This window comes from Nocardia elegans NBRC 108235 (assembly GCF_001612845.1).
Taxonomy (GTDB): Bacteria; Actinomycetota; Actinomycetes; order Mycobacteriales; family Mycobacteriaceae; genus Nocardia; species Nocardia nova.
The window spans coordinates 93,320-117,508 of record NZ_BDBF01000017.1; the positions used below are offsets into that span (position 1 = coordinate 93,320).

A 24,189-nucleotide genomic window follows, 5' to 3' on the forward strand; every position below is an offset into this window, starting at 1 on the left:
GTTATCAGGCGGCGAAGGTTCGATCGACCGCGTCGAGAATGCGGTCCGGGTCTGGCATGTGGTGCCGTTCGAGCTTAGCCGGGGGATAGGGGATGTCGAAGCCACCGACGCGCAGGACCGGCGCCTCGAGGTAGTAGAAACACCGTTCGGCGACGCGCGCGGCGATCTCGGCACCGAGTCCGGCGAAGACGGGCGCCTCGTGTGTGACGATCAGCCGGCCGGTCCGGCGCACCGATTCCTCGATGGTGTCGAAGTCGATCGGCGACAGGCTGCGCAGATCGATCACCTCGAGTGAATGTCCCTCTCCGGCCGCGATCTCGGCCGCCGTCAGGGCGGTGGCGACCATACCGCCGTAGGCGACGAGGGTGGCGTCGTGGCCCGACCGGCGGATGCGTGCCCGGTCCATGGGCAGCGGATCGGCGTCCAGAGCGGTGAAATCGAGATCGGCCTTGTCCCAATAGCGTCGCTTCGGTTCGAAGAAGACGACCGGGTCGTCGCACGCAATCGATTGGCGCAACAGCCGATACGCGTCCTCGGGCGTGCTCGGCGACACCACGCGCAGTCCGGCGGTATGCGCGAAATACGCCTCCGGTGACTCCGAATGATGTTCGACCGAACCGATTCCGCCGCCGAAGGGAATCCGGATGGTGATCGGGGCGCGGACCTTGCCCTGCGTGCGGTAGTGGATTTTGGCGACCTGCGAAACGATCTGGTCGAAGGCCGGGTAGACGAATCCGTCGAACTGGATCTCGCACACCGGCCGCAAGCCGCGCAGCGCCATTCCGAAAGCCGTTCCGATGATGCCGGATTCGGCCAGCGGCGTGTCGATGACGCGATTGTTGCCGAAGTCCTTCTGCAGCGTGTCGGTCACCCGGAAGACGCCGCCGAGCCGCCCGATGTCCTCACCCATCAGCACGACCGTCGGATCGTCCTCCAAGGCCCGGCGCATCCCCGTGTTCAGCGCGTTCGCGAAGGTGGTGATCATGCCCGTACTCCTTCCTCGAAACCCGCCAGGTATCCGGCGTACTCGTCGCGCTCGGCGGCGATCAGGGGATGCGGGGTGGTGTAGACGTGCTCGAACAGTTGCATCGGATCCGGATCGGTCATGTCGATGGTCGCGGTGCGGACCGCGGCACCGACCGCGTCGGCGCGTTCGGTGACCTTCCGCTCGAAGTCGCTGTCCCACAGGCCCTCTCGCTCGAGCAGCCGTCGCATGCGGTCGATCGGATCGCGGCGCTTCCACAGTTCGGTTTCCGCGGCCGAACGGTATCGGGTGGGATCGTCGGCGGTGGTGTGCGGGCCCATCCGATAGGTGATGGCCTCGATGAACGAGGGGCCGCCGCCGGCGCGGGCGCGGGCGACGGCCTGGCGGGTCACCGCCAGCACGGCCAGCACGTCGTTGCCGTCGACCTGGACACCCGGTATGCCGTACCCGTAGGCGCGCCGGACAATCGGCGTCTGGCTCTGCAGCTCTACCGGTTCGCTGATCGCCCAGTGGTTGTTCTGGCAGAAGAACACCACCGGCGCACTCCAGGTGGCGGCGAAGCCGAGCGCCTCGGCGATATCGCCCTGACTGCTGGCGCCGTCACCGAAGTAGGTCAGCACCGCGATCTCCGCACCTTCCAGGTGTGCGGCGTAGGCGTAGCCGGTGGCGTGCAGGCCCTGAGAGCCGACGACGATGGCCGGATTGGTCATATTGATCTCGTCCGGATCCCAGCACGAATGCGCGACGCCCCGCCACAGCCGGGTGATGAGAGTGGGATCCACGCCGCGGCAGTATGCGACACCCGCCTCGCGGTAGCTGCAGAAGACATAGTCGTCGTCGTGCAGCGCGCGGGCCGAGCCGATCTGCGATGCCTCCTGCCCGAGCAGCGGGGCCCACAGGCCGAGCTGGCCCTGCCGCTGCAATGCGGTGGCCTCGACGTCGATGCGGCGGGTGACGACCAGGTCCTCGTACAGTTCGCGCAGTTCGGCCGGACCGATATCCGCGATCAGGGCCGCGTGCTCGCGGTCGAGAACGCGGCGCCCGTCGGGCTGAACCAGTTGCACGGGATAGGGGTTCGTCCCGGTGTTGTGCGCGGTGGTGTTGTGCGTAGTGGTGTTGTGCACAGCCGTCACCTCCTCGTTGCCGCGTACGACGGGGTCTTCCGTCCCTCGCGATCCGGCGGACTGCTCTTCGCCAGCTGTGTGCTGTACTTCACAGCATCCACGATTGAGCGGGATGCGCAAGTGACGACACGCGAACTGTGCAGAATGCTCGATCGCGACCGGGTCGGAGCTGTCATACTGCGTAACATGCCCAGTGCCGAACCCGCTCCGGCGACTATCGACGCCACCGACGCCCGGCTGCTGCTGGAACTGGTTGCCAACCCTCGTGCCACCGGGGTGGAACTGGCCACGCGGCTGGGGCTGTCCCGTAACACGGTGCAGGCCCGGCTGGCCCGATGGGAGGCCGCCGGTGTGCTGGCCGGATTCGAGCGGCGGGTGGACCCGCGCGCACTCGGTTACCGGCTGGCGGCCTTCGTCGCGGTGGTGGTCGATCAGCATCGGCTCGCCGACGTGGTGGCCGAACTCGCCGAGATCCCCGAGGTCACCGAGGTGTGCGGCACCACCGGGCAGACGGATCTGACCGTTCGCGTGGTCGCGCGCGACGCCGACGATCTGTATCGAATCACCGGCGCGATCCTGAAGATCGCGGGCGTGCAGCGCACCAATATGGCGCTGGTCATGCAGCAGTTGGTCGGGCCGCGTACCGCGCCGCTGCTGCAGCGACTGGCCGGAGCCGACGAGGCGGCAGCATCGCGGCAGGACGCCGGGCGAGACGACGCAGGGCGAACCGACGCAGGGCGATCCGATGCCGGCGAGAATTCGGTCCAGTTCCGGCGTACTGGCCGCTGACGGCGGGGCCACCCGCCCGCGAAGATAGCTCGGTGACTGCCACCGCCGATTCCGCATCCAGTCCACCCGATGTCGCCGAGGGGCAGACGGGCCTCCGAGCGGCGGTCGAGGGCGAGCACGGGCCCGGCGGTACCGGACAGGCGATCGGCGCCGGGATCATCGCGGCGCTGGTCGGTTTCACCAGTTCGTTCGCCGTCGTGCTGGCGGGACTGACCGCGGTCGGCGCGACACCGGCGCAGGCCGCCTCGGGCCTGCTGGCCGTCTGTGTCACCCAGGCGCTGGGCATGTGGATCCTGAGCCGGCGTTATCGCATGCCGATCACCCTCGCCTGGTCGACTCCCGGTGCGGCGCTGCTGGCCGGCGCCGGCGCGGTGACCGGCGGCTGGCCCGCGGCGGTGGGAGCGTTCGCGGTCACCGGTGTATTGATCGTTCTCACCGGGCGCTGGTCACGGCTGGGCCGGCTGATCACCGCGATCCCGGTCGAGATCGCGCAGGCCATGCTCGCCGGTGTCCTGCTGCCGCTGTGCCTCGCGCCGTTGCGGGCCTCGAGCACCTCGAGTGCGGCGGTGGTGGCGCCGGTGCTGGTGGTGTGGGTGGTGCTGCAGCGGTACGCGCAGCGGTGGGCGGTGCCCGGCGCCTTCGCCACCGCGGTGGCCGGGGCGGGGATCGCGATGATCGCCGTGCATCGCTCGATTCCGGTCGCCGATCTGGTTCCGAAGCTGGAAATCACTGTGCCGCAATGGAGTTGGCAGGCCATTGTCGGCATCGCGATTCCGCTGTACGTGGTCACGATGGCCGCGCAGAACATACCCGGCGTGGCGGTCATGAGCTCGTTCGGCTATCGGGTGCCGTGGCGGGCGTCGATGACCGTCACCGGCCTGGGAACCATCGTGGGCGCCCCGGCGGGCGGACATGCGATCAATCTGGCCGCGATCAGCGCGGCGTTGGCGGCCGCGCCCTCGGCCCATCCCGATCCGCGTCGGCGCTGGGCGGCCACCATGGCCGCCGGGGCGTCCTATCTCGTGCTGGCCCCGGCGGCCGCTGCGCTGGTCGCGCTCGCCGCCGCCGCGCCCGCCGGTGTGCTGGAAACCGTTGCCGGACTTGCCCTCCTCGGAACCTTCGCCGCCGCCCTGACCGCGGCGCTCGGGGTGGCCGAACATCGCGTCGCGGCCACGGTGACCTTCCTGGTCTCGGCCTCCGGGATCGCGGTGTTCGGCATCGGCGCCGCGTTCTGGGCGGTGGTCGCGGGCCTGGTCGTGCGGTGGATGCTGACCCGCCGGGACGCGCCCGTGTCGTAGGCTGACACGTGTTCGCGTCACGGGTACATCTGTTGACTGAGGAGCCGGGCTTGACCGCGGTACTGATCTCCCCCGAAGAACTCCGGAAATCGCTGGCGGACAGCGAGAGCCGGACGCATCTGCTGGATGTGCGCTGGGCGCTGGGCGATCCCGACGGTCCCCAGCACTATCTCGCCGGCCACATTCCCGGCGCGATCTTCGTCGATCTGGAGACCGAGCTGGCCGCCCCGCCCTCCCCGGCGCACGGCCGCCACCCGTTGCCGACGCTTACTCACCTGCAGAAATGCGCGCGCAGCTGGGGACTGCGCACCGGGGAGCCGACGGTCGTCTACGACGCCACCGGCGGCATGGCCGCCGCCCGGGCATGGTGGCTGCTGCGCTGGGCGGGCCTGCGCGACGTGCGCATTCTCGACGGCGGCCTGCCCGCGTGGGAACGCGGCGGCGGCGATCTGGCCGTCGGCACCGAACCCGACCCGGCGCCCGGCGACGTCGTGCTCACCCCCGGCAATATGCCGGTGGTGGAGGCCGACGAGGTCGCGGGCTGGCCGGGCGCGCTGCTGGACGCGCGAGCCGGGGAACGCTATCGCGGGCAGGTCGAGCCGATCGACCCGCGCGCCGGCCACATTCCCGGCGCGGTGAGCGTGCCCACCGCGGAAAACCTCACGCCCGAGGGCACTTTCAAAACTCCGGACCAGTTGCGGGCGCGGTTCTCCGATCTCGTCTCCGGTCCGGTGGCGGTCTACTGCGGTTCCGGGGTGACCGCCGCGCACCAGATCGCGGCGTTGTCGGTCGTCGGAGTGTCGGCCGCGCTGTACCCGGGTTCGTGGTCGCAGTGGTCGTCGGATCCGGAGCGTCCGGTCGCCACGGCACTGGATTGATCAGCCCACGGCCCCGGCCGCGAGGGCCGCGCGCCAGTCACCGTATTCGCTGATGTCCTTCCCTTCCGCGGCGGCGGTCCCGTCACATCCGAATGCGGTGTGCCAGGTGCCGTCGTCGAGTTCGACGGCACCCAGCTGCATCGGCGCCGGTAGTGCGGCGAGGAAGCGGCCGAGAGCGGCGGGGGAGAGCAACCAGCGTTCGCCCGCGACGGACACACCACCCTCGCAGCGGGTCACCGCGGGTTTCGGCGGGGTGGTGTCCAGGGCGGCAAGGCGATAGGCCGCGGCCGTGCGGACCGGCCCGGCCCAGCGCGCACCCAGCTCATGCAACTGATGTTCCAACGGCTGGCCGCGCAGATGGGCCCCGAACACGATCAGCTCGCACACCGGCGCCACGGCCAGGGGCCACGGCCGCGTGATCTCCGTATCGCCGGTGATCGACACGGCGATGTCCAAGGCCACCGCATCCTCGAACGGCCGAGCGAAAACCGTGACACCGAAACAGGATTCGCCCGCCGTGCCGGCCGGTACCGCCACCGCGCACAGATCGAACAGGTTGCAGAAGTTGGTGTAGGTGCCCATGCGGGAGTTGATTCCGATCGGATCCGCCTCGACCTGCGCGATGGTGGGGTGCATCGGTGCGGTCGGCGCGAGCAGGGCGTCGGCGTCACCCAGACTGGCCATCGCGAGGGCGCGCAGGCGCTCGAGTTCGGCGCGATCGGCGACCAGCCGATGCGCTGGAATCGCGCCCGCGGCGCGGATGATGCTCGCGACGGTGGGGTCGACGGCGTCGGGGCGCGACTCGACGAATTCGCCGACCGCGGCGTATCTTTCGGCGACCAGCGCCCCGTCGTAGAGCAGCCGGGCAGCGGCCAGGAACGGCTCCGGGTCGATCTCCACGATGGTCGCGCCGCGCTGCCGTAACACGGCGACGGCCCGCTCGAAGGCCGCCCGCCACACGGGGTCGAGTTCCGGCAGGTCGGCGAAGATCGCGACGGTCGGGCGCGGCGGCGCCGCCAGCCTGGTATCGGCGGGCCAGGCACGTCCGGGCGCCCCGGCGGCCATCACTCCCATCGCCTGGTCGGCACGTGCCGGGTCGGCGGCGAAGATCGTCACGCAATCGTAGGAACGGCAGGCAGGGACGACCCCCTCGGTCGAGACGACTCCCACGGTCGGTTTGATGCCGACGATGCCCTGCAGCGCCGCCGGAACGCGCCCGGAACCCGCGGTGTCGGTGCCGATGGCGATATCGGCCGCACCGGTCGCGACGGCCACCGCCGACCCGGAACTCGAACCGCCCGAGATGAATTCGGGCCGCCGCGAGTCCGAGACCGGACCGTAGGGCGAGCGGGTGCCGACCAGACCGGTCGCGAACTGATCCATATTGGTCTTGCCGGCCACCACCGCCCCCGCGGCGCGCAGGGCCGCGACCGCGGGCGCGTCGCGGTCGGGGAGATAGGCGTAGTCCGGGCAGCCGGCGGTCGTCGGCAGGCCGGCGACGTCGACGTTGTCCTTGACGGCCACCCGCAGACCTGCCAGGGTGCCGGTGCCGGTGCCGTGCGGGCCCGGATCGTCGGCACAGCGGTGAACCCAGATGCTCACGTCGGTGTCCTCATCCTCGTTCGTGCAATTCGCCCGCCGCCTGCCACGAATCACGCTCGGCGGCAAACGCTTCCGACTGAACCGCGCGGAAGGCGGCGATGGATTCGGCGTTGGCGGACAGGAAATCGCGGTATTCGGCGAGACGGAATTCGCCCTCCTCCGCACGCAGTACGCCACGGCCGCGGGCGACGTCGGCCCGCAGGTCCAACAGTTCCTCCGCGGAGACCGGATACCAGCGGATCCGATCGAAATACCGCAGCAGCCAAGGATCTTCGGCCTCGCCGGTGGACCGGTGGTTCCACACCTGCGTGGTCCGGCCGACGAATTGATAGCCGCCGGGCCCCTCCATGCCGTAGATGCACAGGTAGGCGCCGCCGATCCCGACCGCATTCTCCGGCGTCCAGGTGCGGGCCGGATTGTATTTGGTGGTGACCAGGCGATGGCGCGGATCGGTCGGCGTGGCCACCGGCGCGCCGAGGTACACGTCGCCGAGCCCGAGCACGAGGTATTCGGCGGCGAAGACGGTATCGAAAACGTCTGTGACCGTGTTCAATCCGTTCATCCGGCGAATGAACTCGATATTCCACGGGCACCACGGCGCATCGGCCCGCACGCCGTGCATATAGCGGATGATGGCCTCCCGCGTGGCCGGATCGTCCCACGAGAGCGGCAGGTGCACCGTGCGGCTCGGCACCACCAGTTCCGCAGCCGAGGGCAGGGCGGATTCGGCCTCGCGCAGCAGTCGCAACAGTTTCGGCGCGGCCAGCCGGTCCGGATCGAAACGCACCTGCAGCGAACGGATTCCGGGTGTCAGTTCGGTGATCCCCGGCTCGGCGTATTCGAGCAGATGCCGGTGCAGGGCGTGGACGCGGGCGCGCAGCCCGAGATCCAGTGTCATATCGCCGTATTCGACGAGTACGCCGTCGTCGCCGGCGCGGCGATAGGTGACGGCGGTGGTGTCGTCGGCGTCGGCGCGGGCCAGGATGCCGTCGTCGCCGTCACCGCCGTCGGACAGCACGATCGGCCAGTCGGCGCGCCGGGCCGGGCCCAGAGCGCGGATCGAGGCGGCCCGGTCGGCGCGCACCGGAACGAAGCGCACGGTGTCACCCGGACAGAGCTGGCCGAGTTTCCAGCGCTCCGCCGCGACCACCGTGACGGGACAGACGAATCCGCCGAGGCTGGGACCGTCCGGCCCCAGCAGGATCGGCGTATCACCGGTGAAGTCCAGGGCGCCGACCGAATAGGCGGTGTCGTGGATGTTCGAGGGATGCAGTCCGGCCTCGCCGCCGTCGCTGCGCGCCCAGTGCGGTTTCGGCCCGATCAGCCGCACTCCGGTCCGATCGGAGTTGAAATGCACCTCGTAGTCGGTGCCGAGGATGGTGTCGATATCGGCCCGGGTGAAGAATTCCGGTGCGCCGTGCGGACCCTCGGTGACCGCGAGTTCCCATCGTCGCGTCAGCACCGGCTGCTCAGCCATCGGCACCCCGGCCCCGATGGGGCCGTTCGCCTCGCCCAGGGGTAACCGGTCGCCGGCCCGGAGGGCGGCGCCGGTGCCGCCGCCGAACCTGCCGAGCGTGAAAGTGGCCGCGCTGCCGAGATACTCGGGCAAGTCCAGACCGCCGGCGAACAGCACGTAGGTCCGCATCCCCGGCCCCTGCGCGGCGCCGACATCCAGCGTGCCGCCCGCCGGGACCTCGACGGTGCGCCACTGACGTACGCGCTCGCCGTCGACGGTCACCGTCGCGGGCGCACCGGTCACGCACACCCGGGTCGCGGTGCGGAATCGCAGCGCCGGCCCGGCGAGGGTGCATTCGAGTCCGGCCGCGCCCTCGTCGTTGCCCAGCGCGCGGTTGCCGAGCCGGAACGACAGGTCGTCCATCGGTCCCGACGGCGGGACACCGACGTGCCAGTAGCCGACCCGGCCCGGCCAGTCCTGCACGGTGGTGAGCATGCCCGGCCGCACTACCTCGACGTCGGCGGGTTCTGTGTCCGGAGTCGTTGTGCCGAACTCGATTTCGGTTGCTGTCGTCATTGCGTCACCACCATGCGTACCGGCGTCGGATCGAATCCGTTGCAGGGGTTGTTGATCTGCGGGCAGTTGGAGATCAGGACGAGGGTGTCGATCTCGGCACGCAGCGTCACCGACTTACCCGGTGCGGAGAGCCCGTCGACGATGCCGAGGGTGCCGTCGGCCTCGACCGGAACGTTCATGAACCAGTTGATGTTCGAGACCAGATCGCGTTTGCCGAGCCCCCATCGCAACGCCTCGGTGAGGAAGTTCTCCACGCAGGCGTGCTGATGGCGGGTGTGGTGGCCGTAGCGCAGGGTGTTGGATTCCTGCGAGCACGCGCCGGCGATGGTGTCGTGGTTGCCGACCTCGTCGGCGACCACGGTCATCAGCGCTGTCCCCGATTCGGCACGGAGCACGCTGCCGGTGGTCAGGAAGATGTTGCGCTGGGCGGCGACGGTCGCCTGGGCGCTGTAGCGGTCGGCGTGGTCGGCGGCCGAGTAGAGCAGGCAGTCCACCGCCTGGTTGCCGTACAGGTCGATGATCTGCCATTGCTGACCCGCCCGGACCACGGTCGACCACGGCGCGCAGGCGGCCACGGTCTCGTCCAGGACGACGGTGCGTTCGGTCACGGTGGTCATGCGATCGCCTCCGGATCGTGTGCGGCCAGCCAGGCCTGTTCGGTGTTCTCCACGGCCCGGCGATATTCCGGTTCGGTGTCCTCGGTGCCGTCCGGTTCCCCGGCGCCGCGCCAGGCGACGACGTCCAGCGGCGTGGCGGGCCGATCGTCGAGCGGATGCGTGCCGTTGGCGATCAGGACGGTCAGCGGCAGGTGGATCAGCAATTCGACCGAGCTGCCCGGGCCGGCGCTGCCGGTGGCGGCGAGGGTGCCATCCGCGCCGACGCGCACACCGCGAAACAGCGCGATGGAGGGGCCGATATCGCGCGGTGTGAGACCGTGTTTCGCTCCCGCGACTCGCAGCGTTCGCCGTACCTCGGGGGTCGGGCCGCACAGCGTGTCGTGCCGGCCGGACGTGTCGGCGACGATCGTGGCGAGGACGCGACCCTGATCCGAGAGCAGCGGATGGCCCGGGCCCGGGTAGGCCTGCCACGGCACCTTGATCGTGTCGGCGACGTTCAACCGTTCCCACGGCGCCTCGGCTCGCAGGAGCAGCAGGTGCGCACCGGCCGCGCCGTCCGGATCGGCCAGCCGGAGCCGGGTGCCGCGGGCGAGCACCGCGGTGGTGTAACCGTTGCCCGGAACCCGTTGGGCGAAGTTCACTTTCGCGGGGTCGAGGCCGGCCGGCAGGTCGGGGCCGGCGACGGTGGCGGCCGCGGCTTGCGCTCGCGCGTGGTCGCGGGCGCCGACGGTGGAGGCGGTTGCGGACATGGTGTCTCCTCGCAGTCGGATGGAAAGGTCGCTCAGGCGGGTTGCGGAGCGGGCCGGGCTTCGGCGGCCGCGGCGCGGGGTGTGACGATGCGGTGCACGGCCGCGCCCACCACGACGGTCAGGAGCAGGAACAGCGGTGCGGCCCAGAGCATCCACCAGCCGCCACCGGCGGGCGTGTACACCTCGGCGCGCGGCCAAGCCAGATTCACCGCCATCGCGATGCCCCACACCACCGCCGCGACGTTCACCGCGATGCCGTAGCGACCCAGCGAGAACAGGCCGGGCTCGGCGGCGGGCAGCCCGCGCAGCCGCCGGATCAGCAGTGGCACGGTGACCAGCAGATAGGCCACATACAGCGTGACTATGCAGACACTGGCCAGCGTCGCGAACAGCGCGGCGTTGCCGAGGTTCACCACCAGCAGCGCCACGGCGAGCACGCCGATGATCACCGCGGGCAGGATCGGGGTGCCGAAGCGCGGGTGCACGGCGGCCAGCCGGGACGCGAACGGCAGGCGGCCGTCGCGGGCCATCGAGAAGATCAGTCGTGAACCCGCGGTCTGAATGGCCAAGGTGCACACCGTGATCGCCACCGCGACACAGCCCAGCAGCACGGTGCCGGCCGGGCTGTCGAGTTTGGCGGTGATCACGTAGGCCAGTCCGTCGGTGGCCAGGTGACCGTCGCTGACGCTCGGTGCGGCCATCAACGCGCCCAGCAGGAGCAGGCCGCCGCCGAGGGCGGAGGCGGCGAGCGCCAGCAGGATGGTGCGCGGTGCGACCCGGCGCGGATTCTTGGTCTCCTCGGAAAGCTCTCCGGCGGAATCGAATCCGACCATCACATAGGCGGCCATCAAGCCGGAGACCAGAAACGCCGCCCAGTACGGGCCGGGCGCCGCCTGGTCGGTCTGCAGGACCACATCGGCGCCGCGTTCGGTATGGGTGAAGAACAGGGCGATGACGGCGAGTACCCCCACGATTTCGACGGTGACGCCGATCGAATTGATCCGGGCCATCAGATCGATGCCGATCACGTTGATCACGGTCGTGATCACGAGCAGCACGCTGCCCAGCAGGACCGCGTTCGCCGCGCCGTCGGTGGAGGTGAGGGCGGTATCGGTGCCGACCAGCTGGAAGCCGCTCCAGATCGAGGGCAGGACCACCTGTAGCGCGATGGCGGCCGCGGCGGCGGTGACGATCTGGGCGATGATCATCATCCAGCCCGCGAACCAGCCGACCACCTCACCGGCGAGCCGGCGCGACCACTGGTAGATGCAGCCCGAGATGGGATAGCGAGCGGCGAGTTCCGCGAAATTCAGCGCGACGAGGAACTGGCCGGCGAACACGATCGGCCAGGTCCAGAAGAACGCGCCGCCGCCGAAACCGTAACCGAATCCGAAGAATTGGAAGATGGTGGTGAGGATCGAGACGAAGGAGAATCCCGCGGCGAACGAGGCGTAACGGCCGAGTTTGCGATGCAGCACCGGCTGATATCCGAAACGTTCGAGATCGGCGCTGTCACCGATCGGGGATTGCGAGGGGGGATCGAGTGTGATGGCCATGGGCTGTCCTTCGGCGTCGCGGCCAATATCTATCAGGTGACAGTTTTGCGGCCCGGATCGCGCTTTCGGTGACGGCTGTGTATCGCTTGCGGTAACCCGCGTAACGTCTGCGTTGCCGGCATTTCTGTCGAGTGACAGATATTTCACAACCGCAGGTGGGACGCGGTGCGCGGCATAGAGCCGGTCCGCGCGGCCGTGGCGATGGCAGGATGAGACGGTGACACACCTGGGTCCGGGCCGTCCTCGCGTCGATCAGCGCAGCCGTCGCGGGCGGACGCCGCGCGCCGAGATCCTCGACGCCGCAGCGGAATTGTTCACGGCCAACGGGTACGGCAGCACGTCCACGCGCGGCATCGCCGACGCGGTCGGTATCCGGCAGGCGTCGCTCTATCACCACTTCGCCGCCAAGGACGACATCCTGGACGCGTTGCTCGCGGAAACCATCACCGGCCCTTTGGAATTGGCCGAGCGGTTGCGTGCCGAACCCGATCCGGCCGCGGTGCGGCTGTACGCACTGGCCCGGGCCGACGTGCGCCAGCTGTGCGCGGCCAAATGGAATCTCGGTGCGCTGTATCTGCTGCCCGAACTGCGCAGCGACCGATTCGCCGACTTCCGCAGCCGCCGGGCCCGGTTGCGCCGCCACTACGAGGAACTGGCGGCGGCGGCGATCGAGGCCGCACCCGCCGGCGTCCCCGGCGCGCATGTCCTGCCCTTCCGGATGGTGGAAACGGTCATCAACATTCGCTCCGACGAGGGCGCCACCCCCGACTACGCGGAAACCACCATCCCCGACGCCGCGCTGCGGGTACTCGGGGTCACTGACGACCCGGCCGCGCTGCGCGCCGCCGCCCAGCGGCTGCTCCGGCGACTGGACGCGGGCGAATAAGTTCGACCGGTTCGGCAAACGGTTCGCGAGTAGCGGCCGAGCCGACTTCCCATCCTCGGTCGAGCAGACCGTCGCGGTGGACCGGTCCGGTGAACCGTGGTTGTTTGCCGTGCCCCGCCGATCGTCGCATCAGGGGCATTGCCGGGCGATTCGGGCGAGCGCGGCGTGGTCGGCTGCGGTGATGGGCAGGCGGTATTGCGCCGCGGTGGTGAGGTATTTGCCGGCGTAGAAGCAGTGATAGGCGCCGGCGGGTGGAAGCCAGTCGGCGGGTGTGCGATCGCCCTTGTCCATATTGGCCGGGCCGTCGACGGCCAGCAGATTGAATTCGATGTCGTTGGCGAAGCGTATCCGCTGTTCGGACGACCAGGCCGCCGCCCCCAGATCCCAGGCGGCGGCCAGCGGGTAGACGTGGTCGATCTGCACCTCCCGGGCCCGCGCCTTGTCGAAGGTGATCGCGCGGCCGGTGTACGGATCCCGCAGCGTGCCCGCGAGCACCACACAATCGTCCGTACCCGGCCGGAATCGCACCTCGCGCAGCTGCCGTGCCAGCACTCCGTTGCGCGAATCGCACCCGTCGTGCCCGCCCGGCCCGTCCTGGTCGTCCGACCACGCCGGCCCGAACACGCATCCGTGCCCCGCCCCGCAGTCCCGGTCGTACCCGCCCGGATGCGGCCGCCGGGCCACCACGGCCACCGCACCCAGCAACTGCTCGATCCGGGCCCGGCTCGGACTCCCCGGCGCGGGTTCGGGCCCACCGATCACCCCACACCCCGCCGCCGTCACCAGCACGACGATCCCCGCCGCCCATCCGAAAGCTCGTCCCCACCGCATAACCCAGATCTACCGACCCCGCCCGACAACTTCCGCGCCGGAAGTCACGCACAGGGTGCGTTCGTTCGATACGTCCGGATAGCGCGCTGCGGTACAGCCGGCCACTACCGTCATGCGCGGTCTGTGCACTGCTCGCCTCCACACCGGCCACGGACGGGCGTGTCGGTGGTGGCTGATTGGATGGGGACATGCTGCACGGTTTGTGGTCGCCCGGATCGGGGTTGGTGCTCTGGCGCCTGCCCGGGTCGGCGGCGCAGCCGGACGCGGACGCCGGGGGTGAGCTGCCCGATCCGCTGGGGACGATCGCGCGGACTGCGCGGTTTCGGCATCGAGTGCGGGTCCTGGTGGCGGGAGATTCCGGGCCGGAGGTCGTGGAGGTGCGGGGGCACGCCCTGGCGCCGGAGGTGGCCGCCCGCGTGCTCACCCAGCCGCTGCCCGACACGGCGGTGGCGGCGGATCTGCGGTTTCTCGCGCACGCGGCCCGGGGACTGCGGCGCTGGGTCCGGGCGGGGCGGATCGTGCCCGAACTGCATCGCGCCGACGGCGAGTGGTGGGTGCGATGGCGGCTGGTCGGCGGCCGGCGGCAACGGGCCTGGCTGGCCGAACTCGCGGCCGCGATGCCGCCCGCGCTGCGGGTGCCGGATGCCCGGTCCGCGGCCTCGATCCTCGAGGATTTCGTCGCCGAACTCGCCGACCCGCTCGTCCGGCTCGAGCTGAGTGTCCGGGAACCCTCGCATCCGCTGACGGCCGCGCTGGTCGCGGAGGTCCCGCTGGAATCGGGGTCGCATCGGGTGGCCTCGGTGCTCGACGAGTGGCGCGCGAGCCTCACCGTCGGCGAACCCGAACTGGTGCTTCGCCTGCTCGAACCGGACGACGATCCCGACGACGACCCGCAGGCGGTCGACGCCCTGTGGCGGCTCGAAGTCTGTCTCCGCTCGGAAGGTGAAGCGCCGCAACCGGTTCCGATCCAGGGCGACCCGGCGTTGATCCGGCTCGCCGGGGAGAAGGTGGCGGCCGCGATCCAGGCCTACCCGCGGCTGCAGCAGGTCCCGCGCGATCCGTACGGAATGGATTTCCTGCTCCCGACGCCGGTCGTGCAGGAGCTGGTCGCCCACGGTGCGCACGAATTGCGTTCGGCCGGTGTGCATCTGATGCTGCCGCGCGCATGGCGCATCGTCTCGCCGAGTATGCGGTTGCGGGTGCAGTCCCCGGCCGCCACCGAAACCGCGGTCGGACTCAGTGGATTGGTCTCCTACCGCTGGGAACTGGCCCTGGGCGATACCGTCCTCACGCCGGCGGAAATGAGCCGGCTCATCCAGGCCAAATCGGATCTGGTGCGGCTGCGCGGCCACTGGGTGCAGGCCGATCAGCGCAGCCTGGCCGCCGCGGCCGCCTATCTGGAGGGCAAGGTCGACGAACGCCCGGCGACCCTGACCCAGCTTCTGGGCGAGATCGCGGCCACGCAGGTGCGCCAGGTACCGATCGAGGAGGTCACGGCGACCGGCTGGGTTCGCGAACTGTTCGACGGTGTCCACTCCGGCGATCCGGTCGACCCGCCCGCCGGCTTGAAGGCGCAGCTGCGCCCCTACCAGTTGCGCGGACTGTCCTGGCTCGCGACGATGAATCGTCTCGGTTGCGGCGCCATCCTCGCCGACGATATGGGCCTCGGCAAGACGGTGCAGGTGCTCGCGCTACTTCTGCACGAGAACGAAAGTCCCGCAACCGATTCCGTCCTGGGGCCGACTCTGCTGGTGTGCCCGATGTCGGTGGTCGGCAATTGGCAACGCGAAACCGAACGCTTCGCCCCCGGGCTGCGGGTGCTGGTGCATCACGGCTCGTCGCGCCGCTCCGGTCCGGAGCTGGACGCGGCCGTGGCCGATTCCGACCTGGTGCTGACCACCTACGCGCTGCTGGCTCGCGATGTGGAGGAGTTGAAGCGCCAGCCGTGGGAACGTGTCGTCCTCGACGAGGCCCAGCACATCAAGAACGCTGCCACTCGGCAGGCCCGCGCCGCCCGCGCGATTCCGGCCCGGCATCGGCTGGCGCTGACCGGCACTCCGGTGGAGAACCGGCTCGAGGAATTGCGGTCGATTCTCGATTTCGCGGCGCCCAACGTGCTGGGCAAACCGTCGGAATTCCACGCCCGCTTCGCGGTGCCGATCGAACGCGAACACGACGAGAACGCCGTCAGCCGCCTGCGCGCCGTCACCGCACCGTTCGTCCTGCGCCGGGTGAAAACCGATCCCTCGGTCATCTCGGATCTGCCGGACAAGTTCGAGATGACAGTGCGCGCCAACCTCACGGTCGAGCAGGCCGCGCTGTATCAGGCGGTGGTCGACGACATGCTCGCGCAGCTGAAGGCTTCCCGGGGTACCGGCTCCAGCGCGGTGAACATGGCTCGCCGGGGTGCGGTCCTGGCCGCGCTCACCAGGCTGAAACAGGTGTGCAACCATCCCGCGCACTACCTCGGCGACGGGTCGGCGCTGCTGCGGCGGGGGCGCCACCGCTCCGGCAAGCTGGCCCTGGTCGAGGATGTGCTGGAGTCGGTGCTGGCCGAGGGGGAGCGGGCGCTGCTGTTCACCCAGTTCCGGGAATTCGGCGATCTGATCACGCCGTATCTGAGCGAGCGGTTCGGCACCGCGATCCCGTTCCTGCACGGCGGTGTCACCAAGAAGCGCCGCGACGGGATGGTGGAACGCTTCGCCGAGTCCGACGGACCGCCCATCATGGTTCTGTCCCTGAAGGCCGGTGGTACGGGCCTCAATCTCACGGCCGCCAATCACGTGGTGCACCTGGACCGCTGGTGGAATCCGGCGGTGGAGAATCAGGCCACCGACCGCGCCTTCCGCATCGGTCAGCGCCGCGATGTGCAGGTGCGCAAACTGGTCTGTGTCGACACCATCGAGGAGCGCATCGACGATATGCTCACCGGCAAACAGGAATTGGCGAATCTCACCGTCGGCACCGGGGAGAACTGGATCACCGAACTGAGTACCGACGAATTGCGCGATCTGTTCGCGCTCGGCGCCGAGGCGGTCGGCGAATGAGTCCGGCACCCGATTTCCCGGTCCCCGACTTCAGCGTCTACGGGAAGCGCCGCCCGGTGCGCGGCGGCGTCGAACCACGCAGCCGCCGTGGGTCTTTCGCGCGAACCTGGTGGGGCCGGGCCTTTCTGGAAGCCGTGGAGGAGGTCGCGGATGCGGGCCGGCTCTCCCGAGGGCGCACCTACGCACGCTCGGGGCAGGTGGTCAGCTACCACATCGAGCCCGGGGCGGTGGCCGCCGAGGTCCAGGGCAGTCAGCCGCGGCCGTTCACTTCGGTGCTGACGCTGCGGGTGTTGCGCGACGACCGGCTGGACGAACTGGTCGAGCAGGTCCGCGGCACACCGGGCATGCTCGCCCAGCTCGCCTCCGGCGCCCTGCCGCAGGAGCTCGGTCCGCTGTTGCTGCCCGGCACCGCCGCCGAACTCGATTTCTCCTGCACCTGCCCGGACGACGGCTGGCCGTGCAAACACGTCGCCGCGCTGTGCTACATCGTCGCCGAACGCCTCGACGAGTCCCCGGCCATCATGCTGACCCTGCGTGGCCTCGATCTCGACACTCTGATTCGCGGGGTGCAGGAGGACAGCGGCCCGACGATCTCCGACGACCTCTACGGTGAGAACGTCGCGCTGCCCGAGTTGCCGGCACCGCAGTTCCGCGCGGCGATCGAGGACCTCGATCCGATTCCCCTGCGGCAGGCGTTGCGGATGACCAGTGAGGACGAAGCGGTCGCCGAGGCCGGTATGCGGGAACTCCGTGCCCTGTACCGCGCCCTCGAGAGCTCCGGCTAGCCCCTATGCTGGCCTCGTGCCCGAGGATCTCGTCGACGATCTGAATGCCGCGGTTGCGCTGCGGCGTCCGGTCCGCCGGGTGATCTCGCTGGTTCCGTCGCTGACCGAGGCGATCGCGGCGAGCCGCCCGGAGTTGCTGCTCGCCGCCACCGACTGGTGTACCCATCCGCCGGAGCTGGCGGTCGAACGGGTGCGGGGGACGAAGAATCCGAATCTGCGCCGGATCGCCGAGCTGGCGCCGGATCTGGTGGTGTGCAATCAGGAGGAGAACCGCCGCCTCGATGTCGAGCGGATGCGCGAGGCGGGAATTCCGGTGTGGGTCACCAGGATTCGCACCGTAGACGAGGCGTTCACCTCGATGACGCGACTGTTCGGTATCGCCCTGGGCGGCGCGGTGCCGTCGTGGCTGACCCGGGCCCGCGCGGTCTGGTCCGCGCCCGCGCCGCATCCGCCGATCGATGCGGTGATCCCGATCTGGCGCAAGCCGTGGATGGTGGTCGGCCGCGACACGTTCACCGCGGATCTGGCCGGACGCCTGGGGCTGAACCTGGTGCACGCCACGGGTCCCGAGCGCTACCCCACGGTGACGGAATCCGAACTGGTACAGGGTGTTCGGCTGGCGGTGCTGCCGGACGAGCCGTACGTGTTCACCGCGACCGACGGCCCGGAGGCGTTTCCGGGCATCCCGGTCGCCCTGGTGAGCGGCCGCGATCTCACCTGGTACGGCCCGTCGCTGGTCGAGGCGCGCGAGCGGCTGACCGCTCAGCTGGCCCGTGTGGTCGGCAGCTGAGCTGGGATCCGTTCGAAGCTGTAGTCGCGCAGATCGAAATGCGTAGCGCGCCAGGCCGCTTCGACGGTGCTCATCGGTTTCAGCGGCACATCGCCGTGTTTGTCGAAGTAGTAGCTGTTCGAGACCGCGCAGCTGTCCTGCCAGAACACCTGTCCGTCGCGGCGTTCGAGCATTTCCCGGAAGTATCGCTCGTTGGCCGCCGCGGTGACCTCGACGCGGCCGGCCCGCTTGCTCCGCGCGTGCCGCAACAGCCGCACAATGTGCTGGGTCTGCATCTCGATCAGCGTGAAATAGGACGCGCCGTTGTATCCGTAGGGCCCGATGATCGAGAAGAAGTTCGGAAAGCCCGGCACGCTGACGCCCTCGTAGGCCTGCAGGCGGTTCTCGTCCCACCACTTCTCGAGATCACGGCCGCCGACGCCGGTCATCTCGAAGGTCGGCATGTTGCCCGATTCCATGACCTTGAAGCCCGTCGCGAGGATCAGCACGTCGGCCGGGTATTCGGTTCCGTTCGCCGTGCGCACCCCGGTGGGGGTGATCTCGGCGATCGGATCGGTTTCCAGCGTCACGTTGTCGCGGTTGAACGTCGGCAGGTAATCGTTGGAGAAACCGGGCCGCTTACATCCGAGCGCATACCGCGGGGTGAGTTTGTCCCGGATCGCCGGGTCGTGCACCTGGCGCCGCAGATGGGCCAGTCCGGAGCGCTCGCCGAGTTTGGCCAGGGGCAGCTTCGAATAGTAGTGCGCCGACAACGGGAAGGTCAGTTCGACGAACGCCTGGCTCGCCAGGCGCGAAACTGCCTGTCCGCCCGGCAGATACCGCAGTGCCCAGCGTGCGGGCGCGGGCAGCGTGGCGTCCGGCCGCGGCAGGCACCAGATCGGCGTGCGCTGGAATACCGTCAGCTCGGCGACCTCCGGGGCGATCGAGGGAATGACCTGCACCGCGGAGGCTCCGGTCCCGATGATCGCCACGCGCTTTCCGCGCAGGTCCCGGTCGTGGTCCCAGCGCGAGGTGTGCATGGTGATGCCCGAAAACGATTCCACGCCAGGAATATCCGGCAGTTTCGGCCGGGTCAGCACTCCGGTCGCACCGACGACGTAGCGCGCGGTCAAGCTCTCACCGTCGCTGGTGCGCAGCGTCCACACCGAGGCGTCCTCGTCGAATTCCGCGGCGGCGATGGTGGTGCTGAACCGGATGCGCGGTCGCAGCCCGTACTTGTCCACGCAGTGTTCGGCGTAGTCCTTCAATTCCCGGCCGGGTGCGTAGACGCGCGACCACCGGGTGCTCTGCTCGAACGAATACTGATAGCTGAACGAGGGGATGTCCACGGCGATGCCGGGGTAGGTGTTCCAATGCCAGGTGCCGCCCACGCCGTCGGCGTCGTCGACGATGAGGAAGTCCCGGAAGCCGGCCTTCCGTAACGCGATGGCCACCCCGATACCGGAAAATCCGGCGCCGACGATGATCACTTCGTGGTCGATGGCCATGACTGCTCCCGTGCCGTCCTCGGCCAGGGCACCTGACTGGCCGCACCTGCCACCAATTAACCGCGCGGTGGCCGGGATGTCAATGGTCCGGCCTCAGGCCAGCAGTTCCGCGTCGATGCCGTAGGTTCGCTGGGCGTTGGTGCGGAAGACCTGCTCGAGCTCCTCGGCGCTGCCGCCGCGGTCGGCCAGTACGTCGATCACCGCCTGCGCGCCGTTGGCGATACTCGTAATCGGTTTGTCCACAGGGTAATTCGAACCCCAGATCAGCCGCTGCGCACCGAAGACGTCGAAGGCGTGGTGCAACAGCGGCGCGGTGCGGTCCAGTAGTTCGGAGACCGGGGTCGGTAGGCCGCGCATCGGCACCGGATGGCCGAGGATCGGCATGGCCAGCCCGCTGACCTTCGCCATCACATTCGGATGGGTTGCGAGCGTGGCGATATCGTCGCGCCACTGTACGAACAGTTCGCGGCGCCGGCCCGGTTGGGTGCCGGTGCTCTTGCCGACCGGGCCGAATATCCCCGCGGGTGTGCCGAGATGGTTGAGCACGATGGTGACCTCGGGATAGCGCCGGGCCAGGGCGGTGACCTGCGGGATCTGATGCGAGTAGACCCAGGCCTCGAACGACAGCCCGCGTTCGGCCAGAACCGCGAAGCCGTCGAGGAAGGCCGAATCGGTCAGTGCGCCCTCGGCCCGGCAGAACGACCGCACCCCGGGGTCCGGATGGTGAGCGACCATGGTGCGGATACCGCGGAACAGCGGTGACGCGGACTGATGCTTGTCGATGAGTTCGGCGAATCCGGGCGCGGCCGGATCGCCGCTGCCGATGATCGCGCCCAGGGCCGGGGTGTCGACCCCGAACGGCAGGCTGGCCACCCACCGCGTTTCGTCGGCCTTGGCGTCCGGCGCGCGTCCGGCCCACTCCACCTCGATGTGCACCAGCGCCTCCACCGGCACCGTGCCCAGATCCTCCCGGTAATCCGCGGGCAGATACGGCCGCAGGTACGCATCGGGAATGCCGACGAAATCGCGGTCCCGCTTGGGAGCGAGCCGAGCGGCCTTGTCGACCGGCACGGGCACGAACCGGAACAGTTTCGCCAGCATGCTGAAATCCCGCGGGGTGTTCAGCGGATCCCACTGATGGATGTGCGCATCCACAACGCTGATACCGGCGAGGTCCATGGCGCCCTTCCGTCGCGTTCGACTGTCCGCTCTCCGGCATTGTCACACGCCCGCACACACCGGCGGGCCACATCCGAACCCTTGTCACACATTGCGGCGGTATTGCCCGCCGACGGTGAAGAAACAGTCGGTGATCTGCTGCAAAGTGCAGACCCGCGCGGCGTCCATCAGCACGTCGAAGACATTGTCGTCGCCGCGTGCGGCGGCCTCGAGCCGGGCCAGGGCCGCCTGCGCCGGCTCGCGATGCGCGGTGACGAATTCCTCGGTGCGACGCAGCTGCGATTGTTTCTCGGCCTCGGTACCGCGGGCCAGTTCCAGCACCTGATGGGTTTCCCCGTTCGGATTGCGGAACGTGTTCACTCCGATGATGGGCAGCGTGCCGTCGTGCTTGCGGTGTTCGTAGCGCATCGATTCGTCCTGGATGCGCCCGCGCTGATATCCGGTCTCCATCGCGCCCAGCACCCCGCCGCGTTCGCTGATCCGCTCGAATTCGGCGAGCACCGCCTCCTCCACCAGATCGGTCAGTTCGTCGATGACGAAACTGCCCTGCAGCGGATTCTCGTTCATCGCCAGACCCCATTCCTTGTTGATGATCAACTGGATGGCCAGGGCGCGCCGCACCGATTCCTCGGTGGGTGTGGTCACCGCCTCGTCGTAGGCATTGGTGTGCAGGCTGTTGCAGTTGTCGTAGATGGCGATCAAGGCCTGCAGTGTGGTGCGGATATCGTTGAAGTTCATTTCCTGGGCGTGCAGCGAACGCCCGGAGGTCTGAATGTGGTACTTCAACTTCTGCGAGCGGTCGTTGGCGCCGTATTTGTCGCGCATCGTGATCGCCCAGATCCGCCGGGCCACCCGCCCGATCACCGAATACTCCGGATCCATGCCGTTGGAGAAGAAGAACGACAGATTCGGTGCGAAATCGTCGATGGCCATGCCACGCGCCAGATAGGCCTCGACATAGGTGAATCCGTTGGCCAGGGTGAACGCCAGCTGACTGATCGGATTCGCGCCGGCCTCGGCGATGTGATACCCGGAAATCGATACCGAGTAGAAGTTGCGCACGCCGTTGCGGACGAACCATTCCTGGATATCGGCCATCATGCGCAGGCTGAATTCAGTGGAGAAGATGCAGGTGTTCTGGCCCTGATCCTCCTTGAGAATATCGGCCTGGACGGTGCCGCGTACCGTGGCGAGGGTGCGAGCTCGGAGGCCGGCGGCCTCGTCGCTGTTCGGCTCGCGTCCGTTGTCTTCCCGAAAACGTTGCAGCGCTTGGTCTATCGCGGTGTTGAGGAAGAAGGCGAGAATCGTCGGCGCCGGTCCGTTGATGGTCATCGAGACCGAGGTGCTGGGCGCGCTCAGGTCGAAACCGTCGTAGAGGGCCTTCATATCGTCGACGGTGGCGATGGAAACCCCCGAGGTGCCGACCTTTCCGTAGATGTCGGGCCGCGGGGCCGGATCGTGACCGTAGAGGGTCACCGAGTCGAAGGCGGTCGACAGGCGTTTGGCCTCGGCGTGTTCCGAGAGCACCTTGAACCGCCGGTTCGTGCGGAACGGATCGCCCTCGCCGGCGAACATGCGGGCCGGATCCTCGTTGTCGCGCTTGAACGCGAACACGCCGCCGGTGAACGGGAAGCGCCCCGGCAGATTCTCCGAGCGCAGGAAGCGCAGCAGCTCGCCGTGATCGGTGAAGCGCGGCAGCGCCACGCGCGGAATCGAGTTGTCCGACAACGTGGTCCGTCGCAGCGGCGTGCGAATCTCGCGATCGCGGACCCGGACCACCTGTTCCTCGCCGCGATACGATTCCACGGTGGCGGGCCAATCCCGCAGCAGTGCGGCGGATTCCGGGGTGAGATCCTCGGTCGCGCGCGCGAGCAATCCGGACATCGTCCGTTTCGCGGCCGAGAGATCTTCCGCCGTCGCGTCTTCCGTGCCGGCCGGATCGTCGGTGGCCCCCGCCGGCAGTTCCGCCAGCACCTGTTCGAAGCGCTGCACCCGCTGGGCCGCGACCACCTGCCGCCGGGTCTCGGCGTGGTAATCGCGGACGGTCTCGGCGATCTCGGCCAGGTAGCGCACCCGCCCCGGCGGAATGATCTGCGCGAATCGGGTGGAGGCGCGGGTGTCGACCCGCGGCAGCACCCCGGTCTCCAGCGGCAGGCCGCGCGCACCGAGCAGCCCGGCCAGATGCTGATAGAGCGCGGTCACCCCGTCGTCGTTGAATGTCGCTGCGCTGGTGCCGAATACCGGCATATCCTCCGGCGCCGACCCGAACGCCTCGCGGTTGCGCACGAGCTGGCGCGAGACGTCCCGCAGCGCATCCTCGGCGCCGCGACGCTCGAACTTGTTGATCGCCACCACATCGGCGAAATCGAGCATGTCGATCTTCTCGAGCTGGGAGGCCGCGCCGAACTCCGGCGTCATCACATACATCGATATGTCGACGTGGTCGATGATCGCCGCATCACCCTGGCCGATACCCGGCGTCTCGAGAATCACCAGATCGAATCCGGCCGCCTTGCAGGCCAGGATCATCGCGTCGATATTGGTCGGCAATTCGTGTGCGCCACGTGTGGCCAGCGAGCGGAAGTAGACGTGTTCGCTGTCGAGCGAGTTCATCCGGATACGGTCACCCAGCAGTGCGCCGCCGCCGCGGCGCCGGGTCGGGTCGACGGCGAGGATCGCCACCCGAAGTTTGTCCTGCTGATCGGTGCGCAACCGCCGCACGAGTTCGTCTGTGAGCGAGGACTTTCCGGATCCGCCGGTGCCGGTGATGCCGAGTACCGGCACGGTCCGGCCGGCGGCCGCGGCCCGGAGTTCGTCCAGATCCGCCGCGGGCAGCGCATCGGCCTGCAGGCAGGTCATGGTGCGCGCCAGCGCATATCGCTCACCCGCCAGCACCGCCTCGATGGCGGCCGGTTCGGTCGACAGATCCACATCGCAGGCCCGGACGAGTTCGTTGATCATGCCGGGTAGACCGAGTCGCTGGCCGTCCTCGGGGGAGAAGATGCGCACCCCCGCCGCCGCCAGCCGTTCGATCTCCTCCGCGACGATCACGCCGCCGCCCCCGCCGAAGATCTTGACGTGCCCCGCCCCGGCCTCGCGCAGCGCGGTCGCCAGGTATTCGAAGTATTCGACGTGCCCGCCCTGATACGAACTGACGGCCACCCCCTGGACGTCCTCGGTCAGCACCGCGTCGACCACCTCGTGGACCGCCCGATTGTGGCCCAGATGGATCACCTCGGCCCCCTGCGACTGCAGGATGCGCCGCATGATGTTGATCGCCGCATCGTGGCCGTCGAACAGGGCCGCGGACGTGACGAAACGGACGGGATGGACCGGAACGTGCAGGTCGGCCATGTAATCCTCCACCAGAGGCCGGCGTGGGACCGCCGGGTGCCTACGCTTGGCGTCCCGATAGTAGGACGTCAAATCAACTGTACTGTGATGCGGACCACGGCGCCATCGGTGTCATAAATCACATGGCTTCCAATACTTGGACATCCAACTATAGGATGGCCGCGTACTGCGTCGGCTCCGGCGTGGCAGGCATCGACCGC

The 24,189-nt window shown here is 69.0% G+C and carries 17 protein-coding genes and 1 pseudogene; 7 read left to right on the forward strand and 11 right to left on the reverse strand.

Annotation, left to right across the window (positions count from 1 at the left end; translation table 11 throughout):
• Window positions 1–4 precede the first annotated feature (4 nt).
• Window positions 5–985, reverse strand: a complete 981-nt coding sequence (locus NE2_RS14420) for an alpha-ketoacid dehydrogenase subunit beta (RefSeq protein WP_063026418.1) — start codon at window positions 983–985, stop codon at window positions 5–7.
• A complete protein-coding gene (pdhA, locus tag NE2_RS14425; RefSeq protein ID WP_063026420.1) occupies window positions 982–2,109 on the reverse strand; it encodes a pyruvate dehydrogenase (acetyl-transferring) E1 component subunit alpha in 1,128 nt (375 codons plus the stop codon). The genes NE2_RS14420 and pdhA overlap by 4 nt, the downstream gene beginning before the upstream one ends.
• Window positions 2,110–2,295: 186 nt before the next feature.
• Here pdhA and NE2_RS14430 point away from each other — a divergent pair.
• The 3 genes and pseudogenes from NE2_RS14430 to NE2_RS14440 form a co-directional block, all read left to right on the forward strand.
• Window positions 2,296–2,778: pseudogene (locus NE2_RS14430) on the forward strand (Lrp/AsnC family transcriptional regulator); the annotation flags it as partial.
• A gap of 263 nt (window positions 2,779–3,041) precedes the next feature.
• Complete coding sequence (locus tag NE2_RS14435; RefSeq protein WP_063026528.1) at window positions 3,042–4,196, forward strand: benzoate/H(+) symporter BenE family transporter; 1,155 nt, start codon at window positions 3,042–3,044, stop codon at window positions 4,194–4,196.
• A 62-nt stretch (window positions 4,197–4,258) separates the two neighbouring features.
• Window positions 4,259–5,074, forward strand: a complete 816-nt coding sequence (locus NE2_RS14440) for a sulfurtransferase (RefSeq protein ID WP_063026530.1) — start codon at window positions 4,259–4,261, stop codon at window positions 5,072–5,074.
• On the opposite strand, the gene atzF is transcribed toward NE2_RS14440, so the two are convergent.
• Genes atzF through NE2_RS14465 form a run of 5 tightly spaced genes read right to left on the reverse strand, consistent with a single transcriptional unit; the run spans window position 5,075 to window position 11,630 of the window.
• A complete protein-coding gene (gene atzF / locus NE2_RS14445) occupies window positions 5,075–6,676 on the reverse strand; it encodes an allophanate hydrolase (protein ID WP_063026532.1) in 1,602 nt (533 codons plus the stop codon). It lies immediately after the preceding gene.
• Window positions 6,677–6,686: 10 nt separating this feature from the next.
• A complete protein-coding gene (locus tag NE2_RS14450; RefSeq protein WP_084494035.1) occupies window positions 6,687–8,708 on the reverse strand; it encodes a 5-oxoprolinase/urea amidolyase family protein in 2,022 nt (673 codons plus the stop codon).
• On the reverse strand, window positions 8,705–9,325 hold the full coding sequence (locus NE2_RS14455; protein WP_030513661.1) for an urea amidolyase associated protein UAAP2: 621 nt from the start codon (window positions 9,323–9,325) through the stop codon (window positions 8,705–8,707). Before NE2_RS14455 ends, NE2_RS14450 begins: the two co-directional genes overlap by 4 nt.
• Window positions 9,322–10,074, reverse strand: a complete 753-nt coding sequence (locus tag NE2_RS14460) for a DUF1989 domain-containing protein (RefSeq protein ID WP_063026422.1) — start codon at window positions 10,072–10,074, stop codon at window positions 9,322–9,324. The genes NE2_RS14455 and NE2_RS14460 overlap by 4 nt, the downstream gene beginning before the upstream one ends.
• A 32-nt stretch (window positions 10,075–10,106) precedes the next feature.
• Window positions 10,107–11,630 carry an amino acid permease gene (locus NE2_RS14465; protein WP_063026424.1) on the reverse strand — a complete coding sequence of 508 codons (1,524 nt, stop codon included), beginning with the start codon at window positions 11,628–11,630 and terminating at the stop codon, window positions 10,107–10,109.
• 217 nt (window positions 11,631–11,847) lie between these two features.
• Between NE2_RS14465 and NE2_RS14470 the strand changes: the two genes are divergently transcribed.
• On the forward strand, window positions 11,848–12,516 hold the full coding sequence (locus NE2_RS14470) for a TetR/AcrR family transcriptional regulator (RefSeq protein ID WP_063026426.1): 669 nt from the start codon (window positions 11,848–11,850) through the stop codon (window positions 12,514–12,516).
• A 129-nt stretch (window positions 12,517–12,645) separates the two neighbouring features.
• Here NE2_RS14470 and NE2_RS14475 read toward each other — a convergent pair whose 3' ends face one another.
• A complete protein-coding gene (locus tag NE2_RS14475) occupies window positions 12,646–13,347 on the reverse strand; it encodes an HNH endonuclease family protein (RefSeq protein ID WP_063026428.1) in 702 nt (233 codons plus the stop codon).
• Window positions 13,348–13,535: 188 nt separating this feature from the next.
• On the opposite strand from NE2_RS14475, the gene NE2_RS14480 reads away from it, so the two are divergent.
• From NE2_RS14480 to NE2_RS14490, 3 genes are read left to right on the forward strand one after another with little or no spacing between them, the layout of a single operon-like run.
• Window positions 13,536–16,394: a DEAD/DEAH box helicase gene (locus tag NE2_RS14480; protein ID WP_063026430.1), complete on the forward strand. Its 2,859-nt coding sequence runs from the start codon at window positions 13,536–13,538 to the stop codon at window positions 16,392–16,394.
• The gene (locus NE2_RS14485) at window positions 16,391–17,179 is read left to right on the forward strand and encodes an SWIM zinc finger family protein (protein ID WP_063015867.1); all 789 of its coding nucleotides are present in this window, start codon (window positions 16,391–16,393) and stop codon (window positions 17,177–17,179) included. The genes NE2_RS14480 and NE2_RS14485 overlap by 4 nt, the downstream gene beginning before the upstream one ends.
• A 16-nt stretch (window positions 17,180–17,195) precedes the next feature.
• A complete protein-coding gene (locus NE2_RS14490; RefSeq protein WP_036526129.1) occupies window positions 17,196–17,969 on the forward strand; it encodes a helical backbone metal receptor in 774 nt (257 codons plus the stop codon).
• Here the strand turns inward: NE2_RS14490 and NE2_RS14495 are convergent.
• The 3 genes from NE2_RS14495 to icmF all read right to left on the reverse strand — a co-directional run bounded on the left by NE2_RS14495 (window position 17,942) and on the right by icmF (window position 23,989).
• Window positions 17,942–19,456, reverse strand: coding sequence for a flavin-containing monooxygenase (locus NE2_RS14495; protein ID WP_063026432.1), 1,515 nt, complete (start codon window positions 19,454–19,456; stop codon window positions 17,942–17,944). The two genes, NE2_RS14490 and NE2_RS14495, sit on opposite strands and share 28 nt — an antisense overlap.
• A 93-nt stretch (window positions 19,457–19,549) precedes the next feature.
• Window positions 19,550–20,635, reverse strand: a complete 1,086-nt coding sequence (locus NE2_RS14500; RefSeq protein WP_063026434.1) for an amidohydrolase family protein — start codon at window positions 20,633–20,635, stop codon at window positions 19,550–19,552.
• A gap of 84 nt (window positions 20,636–20,719) precedes the next feature.
• Window positions 20,720–23,989: a fused isobutyryl-CoA mutase/GTPase IcmF gene (icmF, locus tag NE2_RS14505; RefSeq protein WP_063026537.1), complete on the reverse strand. Its 3,270-nt coding sequence runs from the start codon at window positions 23,987–23,989 to the stop codon at window positions 20,720–20,722.
• Window positions 23,990–24,189 lie beyond the last annotated feature (200 nt).

Bases quoted from the DNA above. Each gene is read 5' to 3' on its own strand.
- NE2_RS14420 (WP_063026418.1), bottom strand. From the start codon at position 985: ATGATCACCACCTTCGCGAACGCGCTGAACACGGGGATGCGCCGGGCC.
- NE2_RS14450 (WP_084494035.1), bottom strand. From the start codon at position 8,708: ATGACGACAGCAACCGAAATCGAGTTCGGCACAACGACTCCGGACACA.
- NE2_RS14455 (WP_030513661.1), bottom strand. From the start codon at position 9,325: ATGACCACCGTGACCGAACGCACCGTCGTCCTGGACGAGACCGTGGCC.
- NE2_RS14460 (WP_063026422.1), bottom strand. From the start codon at position 10,074: ATGTCCGCAACCGCCTCCACCGTCGGCGCCCGCGACCACGCGCGAGCG.
- NE2_RS14465 (WP_063026424.1), bottom strand. From the start codon at position 11,630: ATGGCCATCACACTCGATCCCCCCTCGCAATCCCCGATCGGTGACAGC.
- NE2_RS14475 (WP_063026428.1), bottom strand. From the start codon at position 13,347: ATGCGGTGGGGACGAGCTTTCGGATGGGCGGCGGGGATCGTCGTGCTG.
- NE2_RS14480 (WP_063026430.1), top strand. From the start codon at position 13,536: ATGCTGCACGGTTTGTGGTCGCCCGGATCGGGGTTGGTGCTCTGGCGC.
- NE2_RS14485 (WP_063015867.1), top strand. From the start codon at position 16,391: ATGAGTCCGGCACCCGATTTCCCGGTCCCCGACTTCAGCGTCTACGGG.
- NE2_RS14495 (WP_063026432.1), bottom strand. From the start codon at position 19,456: ATGGCCATCGACCACGAAGTGATCATCGTCGGCGCCGGATTTTCCGGT.
- NE2_RS14500 (WP_063026434.1), bottom strand. From the start codon at position 20,635: ATGGACCTCGCCGGTATCAGCGTTGTGGATGCGCACATCCATCAGTGG.
- icmF (WP_063026537.1), bottom strand. From the start codon at position 23,989: ATGGCCGACCTGCACGTTCCGGTCCATCCCGTCCGTTTCGTCACGTCC.